The sequence below is a fragment of the Pyxidicoccus fallax genome, from assembly GCF_012933655.1.
GTDB lineage: Bacteria > Myxococcota > Myxococcia > Myxococcales > Myxococcaceae > Myxococcus > Myxococcus fallax.
Genome location: NZ_JABBJJ010000249.1, coordinates 1 through 18,942, shown reverse-complemented (window position 1 = coordinate 18,942; position 18,942 = coordinate 1). Strand labels below are relative to the sequence as shown.

General features: G+C 72.4%; 15 protein-coding genes. 8 read left to right on the top strand and 7 right to left on the bottom strand.

All coding sequences use genetic code 11. The features are described from left to right. Positions 1–1,902: PAS domain S-box protein (locus HG543_RS37555; protein WP_169349739.1), on the bottom strand; the 1,902-nt coding region annotated here is incomplete at its 3' end. A 170-nt stretch (positions 1,903–2,072) separates the two neighbouring features. Between HG543_RS37555 and HG543_RS37550 the strand changes: the two genes are divergently transcribed. Further along, the gene (locus HG543_RS37550; protein ID WP_343073533.1) at positions 2,073–2,651 is read left to right on the top strand and encodes a DUF2378 family protein; all 579 of its coding nucleotides are present in this window, start codon (positions 2,073–2,075) and stop codon (positions 2,649–2,651) included. A 14-nt stretch (positions 2,652–2,665) separates the two neighbouring features. Here the strand turns inward: HG543_RS37550 and HG543_RS37545 are convergent, their stop codons facing one another. Further along, a complete protein-coding gene (locus HG543_RS37545; protein ID WP_169349737.1) occupies positions 2,666–3,664 on the bottom strand; it encodes a S1 family peptidase in 999 nt (332 codons plus the stop codon). A 153-nt stretch (positions 3,665–3,817) separates the two neighbouring features. On the opposite strand from HG543_RS37545, the gene uvrA reads away from it, so the two are divergent. Continuing rightward, positions 3,818–9,118: an excinuclease ABC subunit UvrA gene (gene uvrA, locus HG543_RS37540; protein ID WP_169349736.1), complete on the top strand. Its 5,301-nt coding sequence runs from the start codon at positions 3,818–3,820 to the stop codon at positions 9,116–9,118. 34 nt (positions 9,119–9,152) lie between these two features. Beyond that, on the top strand, positions 9,153–9,731 hold the full coding sequence (locus tag HG543_RS37535; RefSeq protein WP_169349735.1) for a glutathione peroxidase: 579 nt from the start codon (positions 9,153–9,155) through the stop codon (positions 9,729–9,731). Between the two features lie 28 nt (positions 9,732–9,759). Here HG543_RS37535 and HG543_RS37530 read toward each other — a convergent pair whose 3' ends face one another. The 4 genes from HG543_RS37530 to HG543_RS37515 are packed head-to-tail and all read right to left on the bottom strand — an operon-like array spanning position 9,760 to position 12,038. Beyond that, positions 9,760–10,335: a DUF4136 domain-containing protein gene (locus HG543_RS37530; RefSeq protein WP_169349734.1), complete on the bottom strand. Its 576-nt coding sequence runs from the start codon at positions 10,333–10,335 to the stop codon at positions 9,760–9,762. A gap of 58 nt (positions 10,336–10,393) precedes the next feature. Further along, positions 10,394–10,897, bottom strand: coding sequence for a hypothetical protein (locus HG543_RS37525; protein ID WP_211194416.1), 504 nt, complete (start codon positions 10,895–10,897; stop codon positions 10,394–10,396). Between the two features lie 5 nt (positions 10,898–10,902). Then, positions 10,903–11,433, bottom strand: a complete 531-nt coding sequence (locus tag HG543_RS37520; protein WP_169349732.1) for a zf-HC2 domain-containing protein — start codon at positions 11,431–11,433, stop codon at positions 10,903–10,905. Beyond that, positions 11,433–12,038: an RNA polymerase sigma factor gene (locus HG543_RS37515; protein ID WP_169349740.1), complete on the bottom strand. Its 606-nt coding sequence runs from the start codon at positions 12,036–12,038 to the stop codon at positions 11,433–11,435. The genes HG543_RS37520 and HG543_RS37515 overlap by 1 nt, the downstream gene beginning before the upstream one ends. A gap of 210 nt (positions 12,039–12,248) precedes the next feature. On the opposite strand from HG543_RS37515, the gene HG543_RS37510 reads away from it, so the two are divergent. Further along, positions 12,249–12,827 (top strand): TIGR02265 family protein, encoded by a 579-nt coding sequence (locus HG543_RS37510; RefSeq protein ID WP_171818399.1) that lies wholly within the window; start codon positions 12,249–12,251, stop codon positions 12,825–12,827. 10 nt (positions 12,828–12,837) lie between these two features. Here the strand turns inward: HG543_RS37510 and HG543_RS37505 are convergent, their stop codons facing one another. Next, on the bottom strand, positions 12,838–13,296 hold the full coding sequence (locus tag HG543_RS37505; RefSeq protein ID WP_169349730.1) for a peroxiredoxin: 459 nt from the start codon (positions 13,294–13,296) through the stop codon (positions 12,838–12,840). A 147-nt stretch (positions 13,297–13,443) separates the two neighbouring features. Here HG543_RS37505 and HG543_RS37500 point away from each other — a divergent pair, with 147 nt between their 5' ends. From HG543_RS37500 to HG543_RS37485, 4 genes are all read left to right on the top strand, one after another. Beyond that, positions 13,444–14,781 (top strand): AHH domain-containing protein, encoded by a 1,338-nt coding sequence (locus tag HG543_RS37500; RefSeq protein WP_169349729.1) that lies wholly within the window; start codon positions 13,444–13,446, stop codon positions 14,779–14,781. 22 nt (positions 14,782–14,803) lie between these two features. Next, positions 14,804–16,045: an imm11 family protein gene (locus HG543_RS37495; RefSeq protein WP_169349728.1), complete on the top strand. Its 1,242-nt coding sequence runs from the start codon at positions 14,804–14,806 to the stop codon at positions 16,043–16,045. Between the two features lie 60 nt (positions 16,046–16,105). Next, positions 16,106–17,275 carry a YcaO-like family protein gene (locus HG543_RS37490; protein WP_169349727.1) on the top strand — a complete coding sequence of 390 codons (1,170 nt, stop codon included), beginning with the start codon at positions 16,106–16,108 and terminating at the stop codon, positions 17,273–17,275. A gap of 118 nt (positions 17,276–17,393) precedes the next feature. Next, a complete protein-coding gene (locus HG543_RS37485; protein WP_169349726.1) occupies positions 17,394–18,584 on the top strand; it encodes a TfuA-like protein in 1,191 nt (396 codons plus the stop codon). The last annotated feature ends 358 nt before the right edge of the window (positions 18,585–18,942 follow it).

The following is an 18,942-nucleotide window of genomic DNA, read 5'->3' as shown; positions in this document are numbered from 1 at the left end:
GGGTGGAGGCGGCTCGGGGGCGACGGCGGCCTTGTCCTGCGCAGAGGCGGGCAAGAGGACGCGGAAGGTGGAGCCCTTGCCCGGCTCGCTCTCCACGTGGATTTCGCCACCCAGCGCGGCCACGAGGCTGTGGCAGATGGACAGCCCCAGCCCGGTGCCCTCGCCGGGCTCCTTGGTGGTGAAGAACGGGTCGAACAGGTGCGGCAGGTTCTCCGCCGCGATGCCCGAGCCCGTGTCCGCCACCTCCACCACCACCCGGCCGCCGGTGCCCACGCGCGTGGCGACGTGAATCTCGTGGCGCTCGGGCGTGCCCGCGGGAATGGCCTGGGCGGCGTTGACGAGCAGGTTGAGGAATACCTGCCCCAGCCGCGACTCGTTGGCGCGCACCCGGGGCACGTCGGCGAACTGCTTCACCAGCCGCGCGCGGTGGCGGATTTCGGTGGTGGCCAGGTTCAGCGTGGACTCCAGCACCTGCCGCACGTCCACGTCCGTGTTGTCCGCCAGGTCCACCCGGCTGAAGGTCTTCAGGTCCCGCACGATGGTCCTCACCCGGTCCGCGCCCTGCTGGGCCTCGGCGAGCGCCGACTGTGCGTCCGCCAGCGCCCCGGCCTGACGCGGCCCCAGGGTGCCCTGGGCGCGCAGCGTGTCGAGCGCCTCGCGCGCGAAGGCGAGGTTGGCCGTGAGGTACGCCAGCGGGTTGTTGATTTCGTGCGCCACGCCGGCCGCCAGCGTGCCCACCGACGCCATGCGCTGGGCGAGCATCAGCCGCGCCTGCATCTGGTGGCGCTCGGTGAGGTCGTGCGACACGGAGACGATGGCGTCCTCGCCGTCGAAGGGCAGCGGGAAGGTGGTGGACTCCACGTGGAGGATGGAGCCGTCGCGCCGCACCAGTCGCCGCTCCTGGAGCCCCGCCCGGCCCGTGTTCAGCGCCTCGTGCAGGCGCGCGTCCGCCGAGGCGTAGTCCTCCGGGGGGAGCAGCTCGGAGATGTGCTTGCCGATGAGCTCGCGGCTGTCCTCGTAGCCCAGCGCGGTGGCCACCTTGAGGTTGGCGTAGCGCACGTACGAGTCCCTGCTGAAGACGGCCATCAGGTCCGGCAGGTTCTCGATGAGGTTGCGGAAGCTCACCTCCGAGCGGCGCAGCTCCTCCTCGGCCCGCTTCAGCGGGGTGATGTCCGGGAAGAAGGAGATGATGTGCGGCGCCCCGGCGTAGGGGACCAGCCCCATGTAGAGCAGCGTGTGCCGCAGCTCCCCCGTGCGCGTGTAGTAGCGCACGTCCACGCCGCGCACGGAGCCGAAGCGCTTGAGCCGCTCCACCACCTGCTCGCGGTCCACCATGGCGCGGTCCCACAGGCGCAGCTCCACCGTGGTGCGGCCGAGCGCCTCCTCGCGCGTGTAGCCGAAGGCCTGGAAGTAGGCGTCGTTGGCCGCCACCAGTTGGCCGTCCCCCAGCGTGGTGATGGAGGTGGGCACGGGCGACACGGACAGCATGCTGTCGCGCAAATCCTCCCCGGAGGGCACGCCCATGCGGCCATGGCGCCGGCCGAAGCGGCGCTCCGCCAGCTCCAGCCGCAGCTCCAGCTCCTCCGGGGGCATGGGCCAGGCCAGCACGTCGTCCGCGCCCGCCTCCAGCGCCGGGGACAGCGCGGCCAGCGACTCCCGGGCCCCCAGCAGCATCACCACCGACTCCTGCGCGCCGGGCAGGCTGCGCAGGCCCCGCAGGAGCGGCACCGGCGAGGCCGGGCCCCGGGCGTCCACCACCACGATGGCGCAGGGCCCCGAGCGCCATGTGGCGGGCACCTCGGCATCACGCGCGGCCGTGACCACCGTGTGCCCACGCGCCGACAGCCGCGCTTCCAGCGGTGCCAGGGCCGCCCCTCCCTGGGTGACTATCAGGACCCGCATGAGACTCCTCGCATACTGGGCCCGGCATCGTACACGAGTGCCCTGGGTGTAAAAGTATGGTGTCGTCAGTCTGAAGGCTGACTGGCACTCGGTGCTGCGTGGGGCTGTTACACTGGGTCCGGAGCAGGCCGTACGGTTGGACCGGGGGGATACACATGGAATGCGGGGCAGTGAGCGGGCCGGTCATGGAGTCGCGCAGGGTGCCACCCATGACGGTGCAGGTGCCGCGGCGCAACTTCGAGGGGCTGTTCATCCACGCGCTGCAGCCCACGGGGGGCTTCGCCCAGTCGCTCCGGGACATCGGCTACGACGTGGAGGCGCTTCAGGAGTCCTACCCGCTGGCGGTGTGGCGCGCGGCGCTGGGGGTGGCCCGGCGCTTCGTCTTTCCCGGACACGCTCCGGAGTCCGCCAACCGGGCGTTGGGGCACCAGTACGTGGAGGGCTTCGCGCAGACGCTGGTGGGGCGCATCTTCGCCACCGCCGCGCCGCTGCTGGGCACGGAGCGGTGCCTGACGCGGCTGCCCACGTACCTCAAGGCGGGGCGCGAGGACATGCGGATGCTGCTGGAGCCGGTGCACGCGCGCGAGTGGCACATCCGCGTGCTGGACCCGGACCCGCTGCCGGACTTCGTGGCCGGCGTGGTGGAGGGCGTGCTGCGCCGCACGCGGGTGACGCCGGTGGTGGAGGTGCTGGAGCGCGAGCCGACGGGCTACAGCCTGCGCGTGTCGTGGGAGGCGGAGGACGCCTGAGGGGACGCGTCCCCTCAGTTGAGGAACCGCTTCGGGGGCGGCTTGCCGCTCGGGGGCCTCACGGGGCGGGCCTGGAGCCAGCGGTGGATGAGGTCCAGCAGCCCGTCGAAGGTGTCGCGCAGGGCCCAGGCGCGGTCGTCCGGGTCGGCCAGCTCCACGCAGCGCAGCAGGCCGTCGCGCAGGGCGCGCTGGGCGCCGGGGCAGTCGCCGCGCTCGTCGATGAGCTGCTCGGCGGTGCGGGCGTAGAGCCGGTAGCAGCCCTCCACGTCGCCGCGGTTGTAGGTGGGGGCGCCCACGTTGATGACCTGGCTCAGGGTGCTGGCGATGGACTCCACCGCGTCCACGGTGGCGCCCTCCAGCACGCTCAGCGGGTGCTGCGGCACGTGGCGCACGCGCCCGGCCCGGCGCCGGGGGGCCTCCAGCGCGGACAGCGGCAGCGAGCCGGGTTCCCGGACGAGGGGCGCCACGTAGCGTGAGGGAATGACCAGCCCCAGGGCGCGGCCGTTGGCCAGGGCGGCGGTGGCCACGCCCACCACCCCGCCGCGCGCGTCCAGCACCGGGCCGCCGGAGGACTCCTCGGGCAGGGTGCGCTTGAGCTCCAGCAGCGTGAGCCAGTCCCCCAGCACCTGCACCGCGCGCACCTCCTGCGAGCGCACCTCCGGGGCGGGCCCGCTCACCGCGCGCAGCACGTAGAGGGTTTCGCCCTCGGCGGGCAGCGGCGAGACGGCCAGCGGGAGCGCGGGCACCATGTCCGGCAGGGGCAGCCGCAGGACGGCCAGGTCCCTCCGCTCGTCCACCGCCACCACCCGCACCACCTCCGAGCGCACCCCATCCGCCAGCACCGCGCCGATGCTGCGCGCCCCGGCCACCGAGTGCAGGCAGGTGACGAGGTGGCCTTCCGCCGAGGCCACGAACCCGGACACGGTGCGCCCCTCCACCTCCAGCATCACCAGCGAGGGCGAGGCCCGGACGATGGCGTCGCGGAGAGGAGTGCTGTCAGCGCCCTCGGACATCGTGACCTCCTGCGTCAGGGGACGCTGGAGCGCCCGTAAACCCTCGTTCTAACAGCCTGCCTGCCTGGCGCCCAAAGTGGGAGGTGGGCGCCTGTACCCAGGTCGTAGATGTCGTTGGCGCCGAAGTGTCCGGTCGTTAAACCTGCGACCTCCATGCATAAGACCCACCTCGTAGGCGCCCGCACGCACAACCTGAAGGACCTCACCGTCGACCTCGCGGAAGGCGAGTTCGTCTGCGTCACGGGGGTGTCGGGCTCGGGGAAATCCAGCCTCGCGCTGGACACGCTCTACGCGGAGGGCCAACGGCGCTTCGTGGAGAGCTTCAGCCCGTACGCCCGGCAGTTCCTCGAGCGGCTGGAGCGGCCGCCCATGGACGCGCTCGAGCCGGTGGCGGCCGGCGTGGCGGTGGACCGGCGGGCCCCGGTGAAGAGCTCGCGCTCGACGGTGGCGACACTGGCGGACGTGGAGCCCTACCTGTCCGCCCTCTTCACGCGCGAGGCGGTGCCGGTGTGCGGCACGTGCGGCGTGGAGGCGGTGCGCACGGACGCGCGCGTGGCGGCGGCCGCCGTCATCCGCGAGCACCCGGACGCGCAGGCCGTCCTCACCTTCCCGCTGCGCATCCCCGACACGGCGGCCTTCCTGGACGCGCGGGCGCGGCTGTTGAAGGACGGCTACCACCGGCTGGTGGTGCAGGGCGAGGTGAAGGAGCTGGAGTCGCTGAAGCCCTCGGAGGCGACGGACCCGGCGGGCGTGGCGCGGGTGGTGGTGGACCGGGTGAAGCTCTCGGACGCGCAGCTGTCGCGCGTGACGCAGGCGCTGGAGGACGCGTGGGCGCGCGCGGACGGCGAGGCGCTGGCCTTCGTGCCGGGCGTGGCGCCGGTGCGCCTGCGGCGGGGGCTGGTGTGCCCGAAGTGCGCGAAGGAGTTCGAGCCCGCGCGGCCCGGCCTCTTCAGCTACCAGTCGCCGGTGGGCGCGTGCGCGCCGTGCCGCGGCTTCGGCCGCACCATCGGCATCGACTGGGGCAAGGTGATTCCCAACCCGACGCTGAGCCTGTCGAAGGGGGCCATCCGCCCCTGGTCCGGCCAGTCCACGACGTGGGAGCGGAACATGCTCCAGCGCTGGTGCCGCGCGCGGGGCATCCCCTGGGACGCGCCCTGGGCTTCGCTGACGCCGGAGCAGCAGGAGCTGGTGCTGGAGGGCGAGGGCGACTACCACGACGGGCGCGCCTACCCGGGCGTGCGCGCGTGGTTCCGGTGGATGGAGGGGCGCACGTACAAGATGCACGTGCGCGTGCTGCTGGCGCGCTACCGCGCCTACACGCTGTGCACCGCCTGCGGTGGCGCGAGGCTCAACGAGCAGGCGCGCGCGTACCGCGTGGGTGGGCTCGACCTGCCCTCGTGGCACGGGCTGGAGCTGACGGACGCGCTGGCGCGGCTGGAGGCGCTGCGCACCACGACGGGGCAGGGCGACCTGGCCCGGCGCGAGCTGGCCGGCCGCCTGCGCTACCTGCAGCGGGTGGGCCTGGGCTACCTCACGTTGGACCGGCCCGCGCGCACGCTGTCGGGCGGCGAGGCGCAGCGCGTGTCCCTCACCGCGGCGCTGGGCACGTCCCTCACCGGCGCGCTCTTCGTGCTGGACGAGCCCACCGTGGGTCTGCATCCGGGCGACGTGCCGCCGCTGACGGAGGCCATCGCCGAGCTGGCGGAGCGCGGCAACATCGCGCTCGTCATCGAGCATGACCCGCTCGTCATCCGCTCCGCGCACCGCGTGCTGGAGCTGGGCCCCGGCGCGGGCAAGCACGGCGGGAAGCTGTGCTTCGACGGCTCGCCCGAGGCGCTGGCGAAGAAGGCGGAGCTGCCCACCGGAAGGATGCTGGCCGGGGCCCACGAGTCCCCGCGCACGCCGCGCCAGCGCACCGGCGAGCTGGTGGTGAAGGGCGCCCGCGAGCACAACCTGAAGGAATTGTCCGTGCGCGTGCCGCTGGGCGTGCTGTGCGCGATTACGGGCCCCAGCGGCTCGGGCAAGAGCACGCTGATGGACGAGGTGCTCTACCGGCACGTGGCGCGGCGGCTGGGCGTGAAGGACGTGGAGGCCCCCGGCGCGGTGGACGCGTTGGAGGGCCTGGAGGTGGTGGAGGCCGTCACCTTCGTGGACCAGTCCCCGCTGGGGCGCACCTCGCGCGGCAACGCGGCCACGTACACCAAGGCGTGGGACCGGCTGCGCGAGCGCTTCGCCGCCGAGCCCGACGCCGAGGTGCGTGGCCTCACCGCGGCGCACTTCTCCTTCAACGTGGACAAGGGCCGGTGCGAGGCGTGCTCGGGCGAGGGCTACGAGACGGTGGAGATGCAGTTCCTCGCGGACGTGGCGCTCCTGTGCGCGGCGTGCCGCGGCCGGCGCTTCAAGGAGGAGGTGCTCGCCGTCCGCCACCAGGGCTTCAGCGTGGCGCAGGTGCTGGAGATGACGGTGGAGGAGGTGCTCAAGCACTTCGGTGACGACGCCGCCCTGAAGCGCACGCTGGGGCCGGTGGCGCGGCTGGGCCTGGGCTACCTGCCCCTGGGCCAGCCGCTGTCCACCCTGTCCGGCGGCGAGGCGCAGCGGCTGAAGCTGGCGCGCGCGCTGGCCAGCGAGGCGAAGGGCACGCTGTTCCTCATCGACGAGCCCAGCGCCGGCCTGCACGCGGAGGACGTGCGCCACGTCATCGCCGCGCTGCACGCGCTGGTGGACCGCGGCGCGAGCGTCATCGTCGTGGACCACGACGTGTCGGTGATGAAGGGCTCGGACTGGGTCATCGACCTGGGGCCCGTGGGCGGGCGTGACGGCGGGCGGCTCGTCGCGGAGGGGACTCCGGCGGACGTGGCGCGCGCGCAGGGCGCCACCGCGAAGGCGCTGCGCGGCGAGCACCGGCCGCTGGGGCGCTCGGTGAAGCTGCGCCGGCCGGGGAAGGACGCGGTGCCCGCCATCGAGGTGGACCACGCGCGCGAGCACAACCTGAAGGACGTGTCCTGCCGGATTCCCCTCGGGAAGATGACCGTCGTCACCGGGCCGAGCGGCTCGGGAAAGAGCTCGCTGGTGTTCGACGTGGTGTTCGCCGAGGGGCAGCGGCGCTTCCTGGAGACGCTGAGCCCGTACGCGCGTCAGTTCCTCCCCACCATGCCGCGCCCGGACGTGGAGCGCATCGGCTCGTTGCCGCCCTCCGTGGCGCTGGAGCAGCGCACCTCGCGCGCGGGCGCCACCAGCACCGTGGCCACCGTCACCGAGGTGGCCCACTACCTGCGGCTGCTCTTCGCCAAGCTGGGCGAGCCGCACTGCCCGAAGGACGACTCGCCCATCGCCGCCACCACGCCGGACGCGCTGTACGCGCAGGTCCTCGCCATGAAGGGCGAGGGCACGGTGCTGGCGCCCGCGGTGCGCGCGCGCAAGGGCACGTACCTGGACGTCTTCGCCGCCGCGGCGCGCGCGGGCATCGCCTCCGCCATCGTCGACGGGAAGCTCGCCTCCACGGATGACCCGCCGCGCCTGACGAAGACGCGCGAGCACGACATCGACCTCGTCATGTACGAGGGCAAGCTGGCGAAGCTGCCGCGCGACGTGTTCGACAAGGCGCTGGGCTGGGGCCAGGGCGCGCTGAAGGTGGGCGGCGGCAAGGGCGAGACGCTCCTGTCCACCGAGCGCACCTGCCCGAAGTGCGGCACGGCCGTGCCGGAGCTGGACCCGCGCTGGTTCTCCTTCAACACGAAGCAGGGCCGCTGCGAGGCGTGCGAGGGCACCGGCGTGGAGGGCGGCGCCGAGGCCATGGCCGAGGGCGAGGTGTCCCCGTGCGAGACGTGCGAGGGCAGCCGGCTGGCCCCGGTGCCGCGCGGCGTGCGGCTGGAGTCCGCGCGCTACCACGAGGTGGTGCAGCAGTCCGTGGCCGCGGCGCTGGAGCGCGTGCGCACGTGGAAGTTCAAGGGAGACCGGGCGCTCATCGGTGAGCCGTCCCGCCAGGAGCTGCTGCGGCGCCTGGAGTTCCTGGAGCGCGTGGGCCTGGGCTACCTGTCCCTGGACCGCAACGCGGCCTCGCTGTCGGGCGGGGAGATGCAGCGGCTGCGGCTGTCCGCGCAGCTGGGCGCGGGCCTCACCGGCGCCATGTACGTGCTGGACGAGCCCACCATCGGCCTGCACCCGCGCGACACGCACCGGCTGCTGGACAACCTGCGCGCCCTCGTCGCCACGGGCTCCACGGTGCTGGTGGTGGAGCATGACTCGGACACCATCCGCGCGGCGGACCACCTGCTGGATTTGGGCCCCACGGGCGGGCGCGGTGGCGGGCACATCCTCGCGGAGGGGCCGCCGGACGTCGTCCTGGAGGGCGACTCGCCCACGGCCCGGGCGCTGCAAGCGGCGCAGGTGCGGCCTCCGTCCGGACGCGGGGAGCCGAAGCAGTGGATTGAGCTGAAGGGCGCGCGCGCCAACAACCTCAAGCGCGTGGACCTGCGGCTGCCGGTGGGGCGGCTCAACGTCGTGTCCGGCGTGTCCGGCTCGGGGAAGAGCACGCTGATTCGGCAGGTGCTGTACCCGGCGCTGCGCGAGTCGCTGGAGTTGGTGACGGTGAAGCCCGGGGCCTTCGACTCGCTGCGCGGCGTGGAGTCGCTGAAGCGGGTGCTGTCGGTGGACCAGTCGCCCATCGGCCGCACGCCGCGCTCGGTGCCGGCCACCTTCCTGGGCATCTGGGACGAGCTGCGCCGCGTCTTCGCGGCCACGCCCGAGGCGAAGATTCGCGGCTTCACGGCGGCGCGCTTCTCCTTCAACACCGCCAGCGGCGGCCGGTGCACCGTGTGCGAGGGGCAGGGCTCCATCTCCCACGAGATGTCCTTCCTCCCGGACGTGGTGACGCCGTGCGAGGCGTGCAACGGCGCGCGCTTCGACGCGGCCACGCTGGAGGTCCGCTACAACGGGCTCACCATCGGCGATGTGCTGCGGCTGTCCGCCGACGAGGCCAAGGACGTCTTCCGTGCGCTGCCCCGCGTGGCCGCGCCGCTGGCGTGCCTGGCGGACCTGGGCGTGGGCTACCTGCAGCTCGGCCAGGGCTCCAACACCCTGTCCGGCGGCGAGGCGCAGCGGCTGAAGCTGGCCGCCGAGCTGACGGCCACCGCGCGGCACGAGCCCACGCTGTACGTGCTCGACGAGCCCACCACCGGCCTGCACCTGGGCGACGTGGAGAAGCTCATCACCTTCATGGGCCGGCTGGTGGACCGCGGCGACACCCTGGTCGTCATCGAGCACCACCCGTCCGTCATCGGCGCGGCGGACCATGTCGTGGAGCTGGGGCCCGAGGGCGGTGAGCAGGGCGGCCACATCGTCGCCAACGGCACGCCCCGCGAGGTGGCGAAGCTGAAGACGCCCACCGGCCGGGTGCTCAAGTCATTCTTTTCCGGTGACGACACCCGGCCCCGGGCGTCGGCGAGAAGGGCGTGAAACGCGTGCGGGCCTTGGGCATCCTTGCGGCGGCATGAGAACCCTGCACACCCTGACCCTTGCCGCGGCGCTCGCCGTCTCTCCGGCGCTCGCCGCGGACAAGTCCCCCTCCGCGAAGCCCTCCACGGAAAAGAAATCCATGTCCTTCCATGATTTGACGGCCAACCGCCTCGACGGCACGCCCGAGAAGCTCTCCGGCTTCCAGGGCAAGGTGGTGCTCGTGGTGAACACCGCGTCCGAGTGTGGCTACACGCCGCAGTACGCGGGCCTGGAGAAGCTCTACCAGGAGTACAAGGACAAGGGCCTCGTCGTGGCGGGCTTCCCCTCCAACGACTTCGGCGGGCAGGAGCCGGGCAGCGCGGCGGAAATCAAGAAGTTCTGCGAGCTGCGCTTCAAGGTCACCTTCCCCATGTTCGAGAAGGTGAAGACGAAGGGCGAGGGCCAGTCGCCCGTCTATGCCTTCCTGTCGAAGGACCACCCGGCGCCCAAGTGGAACTTCCACAAGTACGTGGTGGGCAAGGACGGCCAGGTGAAGGCCGCCTTCCCCAGCGCGGTGACGCCGGAGAGCGCCGAGCTCAAGGCGGCCATCGACAGCGCGCTCGCGCAGAAGTAGCCGCCGCCTTCGCCCGGGGCCGTCAGCGCTAGCCGGCCTTGGGCGGGAAGTCCCCGAGCAGCTTCGGGATGGCCTCGTTCAGCCAGTCCTGCACGTCGCCGGCCTCGGCGTCGTCCACCAGCTCGCCCTGGACCGTGCCCTGCCACACCGGCTTCTTCGAGCCGGCGTCCACGATGTCGAGGTCCAGGGTGCCCTTGGGGACCTCGTTCTCGACGGGCTCGGAAGGCGGCGTGGGGAGGTACCTGTCCGGCTGGTAGTACCGCGGGTCTCCCGGGAGGATGGGGCTCTGCCGGATGCCCGGCAGGCGGACCTTCCGGCCCAGCACGGCGCCGCGCCAGCGGATGAGGAAGTCCGGAGACTCGCTGGCCTCCACCCGCCGGTAGCCGCGGGACTGGAGGTACGCGTCCACGGACTTCTCGACGCTGATGTCGGTGCCGGGGCTGAAGACGCGCGGCGCCTCGCCCTCCACCAGCGGCCTCCAGGCATAGGTGCGGTAGCCGCCCGCGACCTTCGCGGCGCTGGAGTCATGCTGGGTATTGACGTTGATGCGCGAGCAGGCGGCGAGCGTCAGGGCCAGCAGCGGGGGAGCGAGTCGGAGCAACATCCGCACGGGTATCTCCTTGAAAGCCGGGGCGGAACTCTAACCGGCCCCGTGCCGGGCTTCACTCGTCGGTTCCCGGGTCCGCCAGCTGCCGCTTCCACTTGAGCTTCATCTTCCCCTCGGTGCGCGCCAGGGTGAGGGCCAGCCGCGCCCGCTTCTCCGGCGGCAGCTCGCGGGCGAGCGCCTGGTACATCTCCCGGTCGAGCACCGCGATGCGCTCCCGCGCCTCGAAGGCGCGCTGGGCGGCGGCATCCACCTGCGGCAGGGCCGCGTTGTCACCCCGGGCCGCCAGCATGAGGATGCGCGCGGCGTCGCGCACCTGCTCGCGCAGGGGACGGCGCTTCTCGTCGAAGGTGCGCAGCGTCTGCTCCATCTTCAGCGCCTGCGCGTTGTCCAGCTCCAGCGCGGCCGACAGCTCCAGCACCTGCCGCAGCCGCTGCCGCTGCTCGCGCTGCTCCAGCCGCTCCGCCGCGCGTGCCTCCCGGCGCTCCTCACGCGTGGACTGCGCCCCCGCCACCACGGGCAGCAGCGCCAGGGTCAGCGCCGCCAGCCGCGTCCGCTTCATCGTCCTCACAGCGTCTCTCCCCACTCGAAGTCCGGGTCCTCGTCCGCCAGGGCGTCGCCTTCCAGCGCGTCCAGGTCCACGTCGAGCGGCTCCAGGCCCGCCCACGCCTCGATGGCGGCCATCGTCTCCGCGTCCGTCTCTTCCAGGCCCGCCGCGCCGGTGACGGCGACGCTCGCGGGCTCCGCGGGGACCGCCTCGCCGCCCGAGCTCCAGAAGAGGGCCGGCACCAGCAGCACGAGCACGGCGGCGGCCACGGCCATCAGCGCGCCGAGCGTGCGCAGCCCCAGCCCCCGGTTGCGCGACTCCCACCGCCAGGCCGACAGCGTGCGCTGGGGCAGCTCCTGCACCACGGCCTTCTCCTGCGCGGTGAGCGGGGGCAGCTCGGCGAGCGTGAGCACCTTCACGGTGGAGGCGACCGCCTCGCGGCACGCGTCACACGTCCTGACGTGCTCGCTCACCCGGGCGGCCTCGTCCGTCTCCAGCGCGCCGGTGGCGTGCAGGTCCAGCAGCACCTCGTATTCGGGGCACGCGGCCATCAGCTCTTCTCCTCGGGCGCGCCCACCTGCGCCTTCAACCGCTTCACCGCGTGGTGGAACTGCACCTTCGCGTTGTTCTCCGTGATGTTCAGCGTCTGGGCGATGTCCCTGAACGACAGCCCGCCGTCCACGCGCAGCGTCAGCACCTCGCGCTGGCGGCGGGGCAGGGCGAGCACCGCCTCGCGGACCCGCCGCGCCTGCTCGAGGCGCTCCAGCTCCTCCTGCGCGGACGCCGCCGGATCCGCCGCGGTGTCCTCCGTCCCCGTCTGCACCAGCACCGGCCGCCACCGCAGGCCCTGGCGCGCGTGGTTCTTCGCCAGGTTGAGGGCGATGCGCACCAGCCACGCCCGGAAGGGCGCGGGCGTCGCCGACGTGAAGCGCGAGAACACCCGGCGCGACGCCTCCAGCGCGCGCAGGAAGGCCGCCTGCACCAGGTCCGCTGCGTCCTCCGGCCGCGACGCGTAGCGCCGCACCAACGAGAAGACGAGCGAGCGGTGCCGCGTCACCAGCGTTTCGAAGGCGGCGGGCTCGCCGTCCAGGAACGCCTGGCACAGCTCCTCGTCCGTTGCCCGCGCCAGCCCCGATCGGGCGAGCCGCGACGGCATCACCACCACCCGTCCACCTTTGTCGCCAGGGCCCACGTGGTCTCCAACCCCCGCAGCGGGGAAAGGTTATTCTCGAGGCCGGATTTCCGCCGGTCTTTACAGATTGTGCAGAAAATCCAGCACGTTGGCGGGCGAGGAAGCAACCGCCATGGTTGCTGTCCTGGTGTCCGCGCTGACACAATGAGTGCGTTGCTGACACCAGGGTGGGGAATGGTGACGGAAGCCTCTAGCTCTCGCATCAAGGGGGGTGTGCTCATCTCCCGGCTGAACATGCTGCGCCACCATGGTGGACAGGTCCGGGTGGACGAGGTGTTGCGGCGGCTTCCGCCGGAGGACCAGGCGGTGCTGCGGAAGATGATTCTTCCCATCGCGTGGTATCCGCTGGCGCTCAACCTGCGGCTGGACTCGGCCATCGCGGAGGTGATGTCGCCGGAGGACAAGCAGCGGGCCTTCATCGAGATGGGCCGGGCGTCCGCGGACGAGGCCCTGCACGGCGCGCAGCATGTCTTCGTGCGTCCGGGAGACCCGCAGTTCCTGCTGAGCCAGGCGCCGCAAATCTACCGCTTCTATTACGCGGTGGGCTCGCGCACCTACGAGCGCACGGGCGCCAAGGCCGCGGTGCTGCGCACCTTCGGCGCGGAGAACGCCACCGAGACGGACTGTCTGACCATCATCGGCTGGCACGAGCGGGCCATCGAGCTGTCGGGAGGGCGTGCGGTGAAGATGTCGCATCCGACGTGCGTGGCGCGAGGCGGGCCGCACTGCGAATACCACTTCGCGTGGGAGTGAAGCGCGGCCCTCAGGCGGGCAGCGGGTTGTCGCGCAGGTAGCGGAGCACATCGTCCAGGTGGCGGTAGACGCGCACCTCGTGGCGGATGATGTGCTCGACGCGGCCGTGCGGGTCGATGATGAAGGTGACGCGCCGGTCGATGTTGAGCACGGGCCAGAGCACGTCATAGGCGCGGCTGATGTCGCGGCTCTCGTCGCCGAGGAGGGCGAAGCGGATGTCCTCCTGCTCGGCGAACTCGCACTGGGTGCGCTGGGTGTCGACGGAGACGCCGACGAGCTCGGCGCCCAGCTCCTTGACGAGCAGGTGGTTGTCGCGGAACGCCCGGTTCTCGATGGTGCAGCCGATGGTGAAGGCCTTGGGGAAGAAGAAGAGCACCACGCGCCTGCCGCGCAGGGAGGACAGCCGCAGGGGAGCGCCCCGACAGTCGGTGGCTGTGAAGTCCGGAGCGGAGTCTCCGACAGCAGGCATTCCGGTATGTCCCTTCCTGGTGGGCCGCGGGCGCGCCACCCCTACCACGTTTTGAAGTGAAACCCGCTGTTCGGGCCACATCGTCCACGGGTACGAGGCCGGGCGGATGTTGGATGCCGGCCCCTGCTGGGGCGCCCGGAGGTGGGGATGTGGCTGAAGCGAGGCTGCGCTTTTCTGGTGCTGCTGTGGATGGCGACTGGCTGCGCGACGGCGCGGGTGGTGCGCCTGGACACGGGCGAGGGGCCGCCGCGCACTTGGACGCCGCGGGACGTGGAGCCCGCGGTGCTGGAGGCGGAGGGGTTCGAGTCGGCCGTGCGCGAGCTGGCGCGCACGGTGCCGAAGGTGGGCCGGCCGCGCGAGCTGGCGCCGCGGTTGTTCGGAGGCACGCGGGTGCGCGGGCGGCTGGGGCTGGTCTCGGTGGAGGAGCCTGGTCGCGGGCGGCTGCGGCTGGTGGGGGCACCGGAAGGCGAGGGGGCGGCGCTGGAGCGTGCGTACGCACGGTGGTGCGAGCGTCGGGAGCAATCGCGTGACTGTCTGCACCTGCTGGAGGAGGGCTTCACGCTCGACGAGGAGGGCCGGCGCACGCTGGCCTTTCGCCTGGGGCTGGAGGTCGTGTGGGAGGAGACGGCGGAGGCCCTGGGGGAGCTGACGGACAGGGAGGCGATGGTGACGATGCTCGCCACGGCCGGGGCGATGTACCTGGGGCTGTGGTTGGTGCCGGAGCCGCTGCTGTCGAAGGGGCTCGCCGCGACGTTGACGGTGGCGCTCATCGGGTACCTGGGCTGGGACACGGTGTGGAGCCTCGTCGTGGGGTGGAGGGTGCTGGCGGAGGAGGTGAAGGTGGCCACCACCTTCGAGGAGCTACAGAGGGCGGGGGAGAGGTACGGCGAGGTGATGGGGCGGAACGCGGCGAGGGCCTTCGTGATGCTCACCCTGGCGGCGCTGGGCGGCACGGCGGAGGCGATGGCCGCGAGAATCACCACGTTGCCGGGCTCGGGGCAGGCGGCGGTGGTGGCCGCGGCGCAAGGAGGCGTGCGGCTGGGCGCGGCGGCGCAGGTGGAAGCGGTGGCCGTGTCCACGGCGGGCGAGGTGACGCTCGTGCTGGCACCGGGAGCGGTGGCCATGGCGGCGCAGGAGCCGAGCAGCGCCGCGGCGGTGGCGGGGCCCGAGCACCACATCGCCACCAACAAGAACACCGAGTCGGATGTCCGTGGCGGACCATGGACGCCCCGGTTCCAGGAAATCTTCGACCGCGCGGGGATGTCACTGGATGACGCCGCGAACCGGGTCCACGTTCCCGGACACAAGGGACCACATCCGCGGGAGTACCATGAAGAGGTCTACACCCGATTGAACGAGGCGACGAAGAGCGCGAGCAGCATGCAGCAATGCCGCGTGGCACTGACGCGGGCGCTTCAAAGACTGGCCAGGGACATCTCCACCCCGGGCTCCCGGCTCAACCTGCTGGTGACCAAGGGGGAGTGACGTGAGGAACGGTCGAACATCCATGCGGTACTTCGAACTTCTTGATGACGTGTATCGGACCGACCGATGGGAACTGGGCAAGCTCGTCACCGCCGAGGGTGAGATAGTCGTGCCGGGCGACCTCATGGACGGAGTGCCGTTCCAGCCCATAGGAGGGCTCCGGGTTTCCATCAAGATACCGGGCCCTCCGATGGACTTCTCCCATGCGGCGTTCTCGGTACCCATCGTCAACGCCAGAGTGGCGTCCATCCTGACCGAGCTGGCAACCCAGGATGTGCAGCTCATCCCGGTCGATATCGACAACCAACCCGGGCGGCACTTCGTGCTCAATGCGCTTCATGTCTTGAAGTGCATCGATGACGAAGCCTCCACGGAGGTGCAGTACTGGACCGAGGAGGACGGGCTGCCCGAGAAGGTGGGGCAGTACTGCTCCGTCCACGGAATGCGGCTCGATGTCTCGAAAGTCGGCGAGGCTCGGGTGTTTCGTCCCTGGGGCTGGAGTTCCTCCCTCATCGTTGCTGAAGACATCAAGGAGGCACTGGAGGGGGCCGGTATCACGGGCACGCGATTCATCGATGTCACAGGCCCCGCTGCCCCGGATACCCAGGAGGACGCATCCGAACAGCGGCACCTCGCCCGCCTGCGACAGATGGACGAGGCCCGAGACGCGGCCTGGCGCTCGATGGGCGCGCTGGAGGCAGCGGCCATCATCCCCATCATCCCGAGCGGCCCCTACTGGCCGGGCCATCGCCAGGCCTGGCGCGTCATCCGCCGGGAGTCGGGGAACACGCTGCTGGTCACCGACGGCCTGTCGGACCCCTTCATCGACCGGGAGGAGCTCTCCCCGGGTTTCGGCCTCGAGCTGGCCATCGAGACGAGCGAGCCGCTCCCCGACGTTCGCGGCAGCTGGCAACTGAGGCTGCTGCGGGAGGTGGCCGACGAAGTGGCCGAGCACGAGAACGTGCGCGCGTGGCTGCACAAGGGCCTGATGTCCATGGAGGTCTCCGGAGACGCCATGCCCGAGCCGCTCGTCACCCGCGAAGGCCGCGTGGCCGTGCTGCTGGGCCTGGAGGCGAGCACTCTGCCTCGGCGGCTTCCCACGCCCGCGGGAGACGTGCTGCTCGTCACCCTCAAGGCCCTGATGCCGGCGGAGCTGGACTTCCTCCTCACGCGACGTGATGGAAAGGGCGAACTGGCGCGCCGCTTCGCCCAGGAGAGCGATGCCCCGCACGTGTCCCGCTCGTGGCGCAAGCCCGTGGTGTGAGCGGGACCGCGAGCCATCCACACCGATACGCGCCCGCGTTTCACGGTAAGGTCCGCGCCCGTGCGGCCTACCAGGGACGTCTTTTCCTCGAAGGAGTTTCCCACCCGACTCGCCCGGGCGATGGGCGTGACGCGGGTGGCGCGTGTCACGGGGCTGGACCGGACCGGCGTGGAGGTGGCGTGCGCCGTGCGCCCCGGAGGCCACGTCCTGCAGGTGTGCAACGGCAAGGGCCTGACGTACGCCGACGCACTGTGGGGCGCGCTGCTGGAGACAGCGGAGCTGTGGTCGGCGGAGACCGTGATGCCGGGCCGGCTGGGCTGGGGCTCTCGCGCCGAGCTGGATGGCCAGTCGGGCCCCTGCTGGAGCGCGGAGTCGCTCGGCTCGGCGGGGGCGCTCGTGGAGCCACGGCTGTGGGACGACGGCGTGCGCTGCGCATGGCGCGAGGCCACGGAGTTGCACTCGGGACGGCGGGTGTGGGTGCCGGCCCAGGGCATCCACGTTCCACCGCCGGGAGGCCCCTCGCTCGGGCCGGTGGCGGCGGCGTGGACGAGCAATGGCTCCGGAGCGCATCCGGATGCGAGCCAGGCCCTGCTGCACGCGCTGCTGGAGGCCACGGAGAGGGACCAGCTCGCGCGGTCGCTGCCGGAGGGCTGGACGGAAGAGGCCGTGCGGCGGCGCCTGCTGCGGCCCACGGAGCTGGCGAGCGGAGCACCTCGTACCGCCGAACTGGCGGACCAACTGCGCGAGCGGGGCTTCGGCGTGTACCTCTTCGATGCCACGCCCTCTCTTCGCGCGCGGGGCACCGTGGGGCTGCCGGTGGGAGCGGCCGTCCTGGTGGACCTGGAGGAAGGGCCGGTGCCGCTCACCGCGGGCTATGCCTGCGCCCTGTCCCGTGATGAGGCGCTGCTGAAGGCCTTGCTGGAAGCAGCCCAGTCGCGGCTGACGGACATCCACGGCGCGCGAGAGGACGTCGCGGCGGCGGACCGGGAAGCCGCCCGGGGCTTCGCCGAGGCGTGCGCCCAGGTGAAGCCGAGGCGGCGGGTGGAGGACCTGCCGGACCTGGGCGCGAAGGCCCGAGGCCCGGCCGAGCAACGCGTGCGGCAGGTGCTGGCGATGATGAAGCGCGCGGGCTTCACGCAGGCGGCGGCGGTGGAGCTGGACTCTCCGCTGGCGGGCCTGCACGTCAGACGGGTGGTGGTGCCGGGCATGCGCATCTCGGAGCTTCTATGAGTCGGCGCGATGAGCAGCGGGTGGCCCCGCCGGAGACGCCGCCGAGAAGATCCATGTCGGAGCACTTCATGAGCCGGCCCCTGGGCGAGCGGGTGGGCTTCATTGGATGGGAGCGCGCATGAGCCCGAGAGCAGATGACCTGGTCGTCTTCCTCGGCCCCTCGCTGTCCGCCGAGGAGGCACGGCGGCTGGCCCCCTGCACCGTGCTGCCCCCGGCGCGTCAGGGTGACGTGTGGCGGGCACTGAGCCTGCGGCCCCGGGCCATCGCCCTGGTGGACGGCGTCTTCGAGGCGCAGCCGTCCGTCTGGCACCACGAGGTGCTCGCGGCGCTGGAAGCCGGGGTGGCCGTCTTCGGAGGCGCGAGCATGGGCGCGCTGCGCGCCGCGGAGCTGGCGCCGCACGGCATGGTGGGCGTGGGCCGCATCTTCGGGTGGTACCGGGACGGAGTGGTGGTCGACGACTCCGAGGTGGCGCTGCTGCACGCCGACGCGGAGCACGGGTGGCGGCCGCTCACGGTGCCGCTCGTCAACGTGCGCCACGTGGCGGAGCAGGCGAGGGCCGCCCGGGTGCTCGGCCGCGACGCCGCGAGGCTGCTGGTCGAGGCGGCGGAGGCGCTCTTCTACCAGGAGCGCACCTGGCCCCGGCTCCTGGAGCGCGTGCGCCCGCGCTGGCCTGAGTCCACCCGCGCCGCCTGGGAGGCGTGGTTCCCCAAGGGCGCGGAGGACCTGAAGCGGCAGGACGCCATCGCCTGCATCCAGGCCGCCGCGGAGCTGGTGGTCTCGGGGGCTCCCACGCCGCGAGGCGCCAGGCAGTCGCCGTCATCGCTGGTGCGCCGGCGGAGGCTGGTGGACGACGTGACACACGTGCGCGGAGGCACGGTGTCCTCGGGGAGGGTGCTGGAGGCGCTGCGCGAGGCCCCGGACGCCATCGAGCTGGCCGAGGCGGGCCTGCGCCGGGCGCTGCTCGCGGGCTGGGCGCGGACCCTGGGGCTCACGGTGTCCGCCGAGGAAATCGCCGAAGTGGAAGCCGCGTGGTGGGAGCAGCGCGGCGTGGAGCCCTCGCGGCGCGAGGCGGTCCTGGCCGCGAGCGGACTGGACTCCGTGGGACTGCGGAGGCTGTGCGAGGAGCTCGCGCTGGAGCGGCTCGTCCTGGAGCACGCGCCGCGCCTGCTGCCGGACGGCCCCTCGTGGGACGAGGCCCTGGCCTCCGAGGCCCGCCTCCGCGGGCGCTGGGAGAAGGCCGCGCGGGACGTGGCCCGGGAGGACGTGGGGCCCCGGCGGAAGCCAACGGAGGACGTCGGGTCGGACTGAGAGGGGGCACCCACCTCGCGGGTGGGAAGAATAGTGACAGACCCGCGAGAATGGGTAGAGTCAACCCTGGAGGTTGCCCTTGTCCAGCCCCGCTCCCTGGGTGGTTCCCACACTCCTCGTGCAGCACGCGCCCGTGACGGCCACGCCGTCGCGCCGTGATGTGCGCTTGGAGGGGCAGGGGGCTCGCGAGGCTCGTTCCGGGAGCCCGACCTGGCAGGTGGTTTCGGGCGTGGAGGCGCGGACGTGAGGTCTCCGCCGTTCCATCCGGACCAGCTGGTGCCGGACAGCGAGGTCGGGCCGTGGCGCGTGGTGGCGTCGCTGGGGGCGGGAGGCTTCGGCCGGGTCTTCAAGGTGGAGC

Coding starts and splice junctions, on each gene's coding strand:
- uvrA (WP_169349736.1), top strand. CDS start 3,818: ATGCATAAGACCCACCTCGTAGGCGCCCGCACGCACAACCTGAAGGAC.
- HG543_RS37525 (WP_211194416.1), bottom strand. CDS start 10,897: ATGAAGCGGACGCGGCTGGCGGCGCTGACCCTGGCGCTGCTGCCCGTG.
- HG543_RS37520 (WP_169349732.1), bottom strand. CDS start 11,433: ATGGCCGCGTGCCCCGAATACGAGGTGCTGCTGGACCTGCACGCCACC.
- HG543_RS37505 (WP_169349730.1), bottom strand. CDS start 13,296: ATGCCTGCTGTCGGAGACTCCGCTCCGGACTTCACAGCCACCGACTGT.
- HG543_RS37510 (WP_171818399.1), top strand. CDS start 12,249: ATGGTGACGGAAGCCTCTAGCTCTCGCATCAAGGGGGGTGTGCTCATC.
- HG543_RS37530 (WP_169349734.1), bottom strand. CDS start 10,335: ATGTTGCTCCGACTCGCTCCCCCGCTGCTGGCCCTGACGCTCGCCGCC.
- HG543_RS37495 (WP_169349728.1), top strand. CDS start 14,804: ATGCGGTACTTCGAACTTCTTGATGACGTGTATCGGACCGACCGATGG.
- HG543_RS37500 (WP_169349729.1), top strand. CDS start 13,444: ATGTGGCTGAAGCGAGGCTGCGCTTTTCTGGTGCTGCTGTGGATGGCG.
- HG543_RS37515 (WP_169349740.1), bottom strand. CDS start 12,038: ATGCCGTCGCGGCTCGCCCGATCGGGGCTGGCGCGGGCAACGGACGAG.
- HG543_RS37535 (WP_169349735.1), top strand. CDS start 9,153: ATGAGAACCCTGCACACCCTGACCCTTGCCGCGGCGCTCGCCGTCTCT.
- HG543_RS37485 (WP_169349726.1), top strand. CDS start 17,394: ATGAGCCCGAGAGCAGATGACCTGGTCGTCTTCCTCGGCCCCTCGCTG.
- HG543_RS37545 (WP_169349737.1), bottom strand. CDS start 3,664: ATGTCCGAGGGCGCTGACAGCACTCCTCTCCGCGACGCCATCGTCCGG.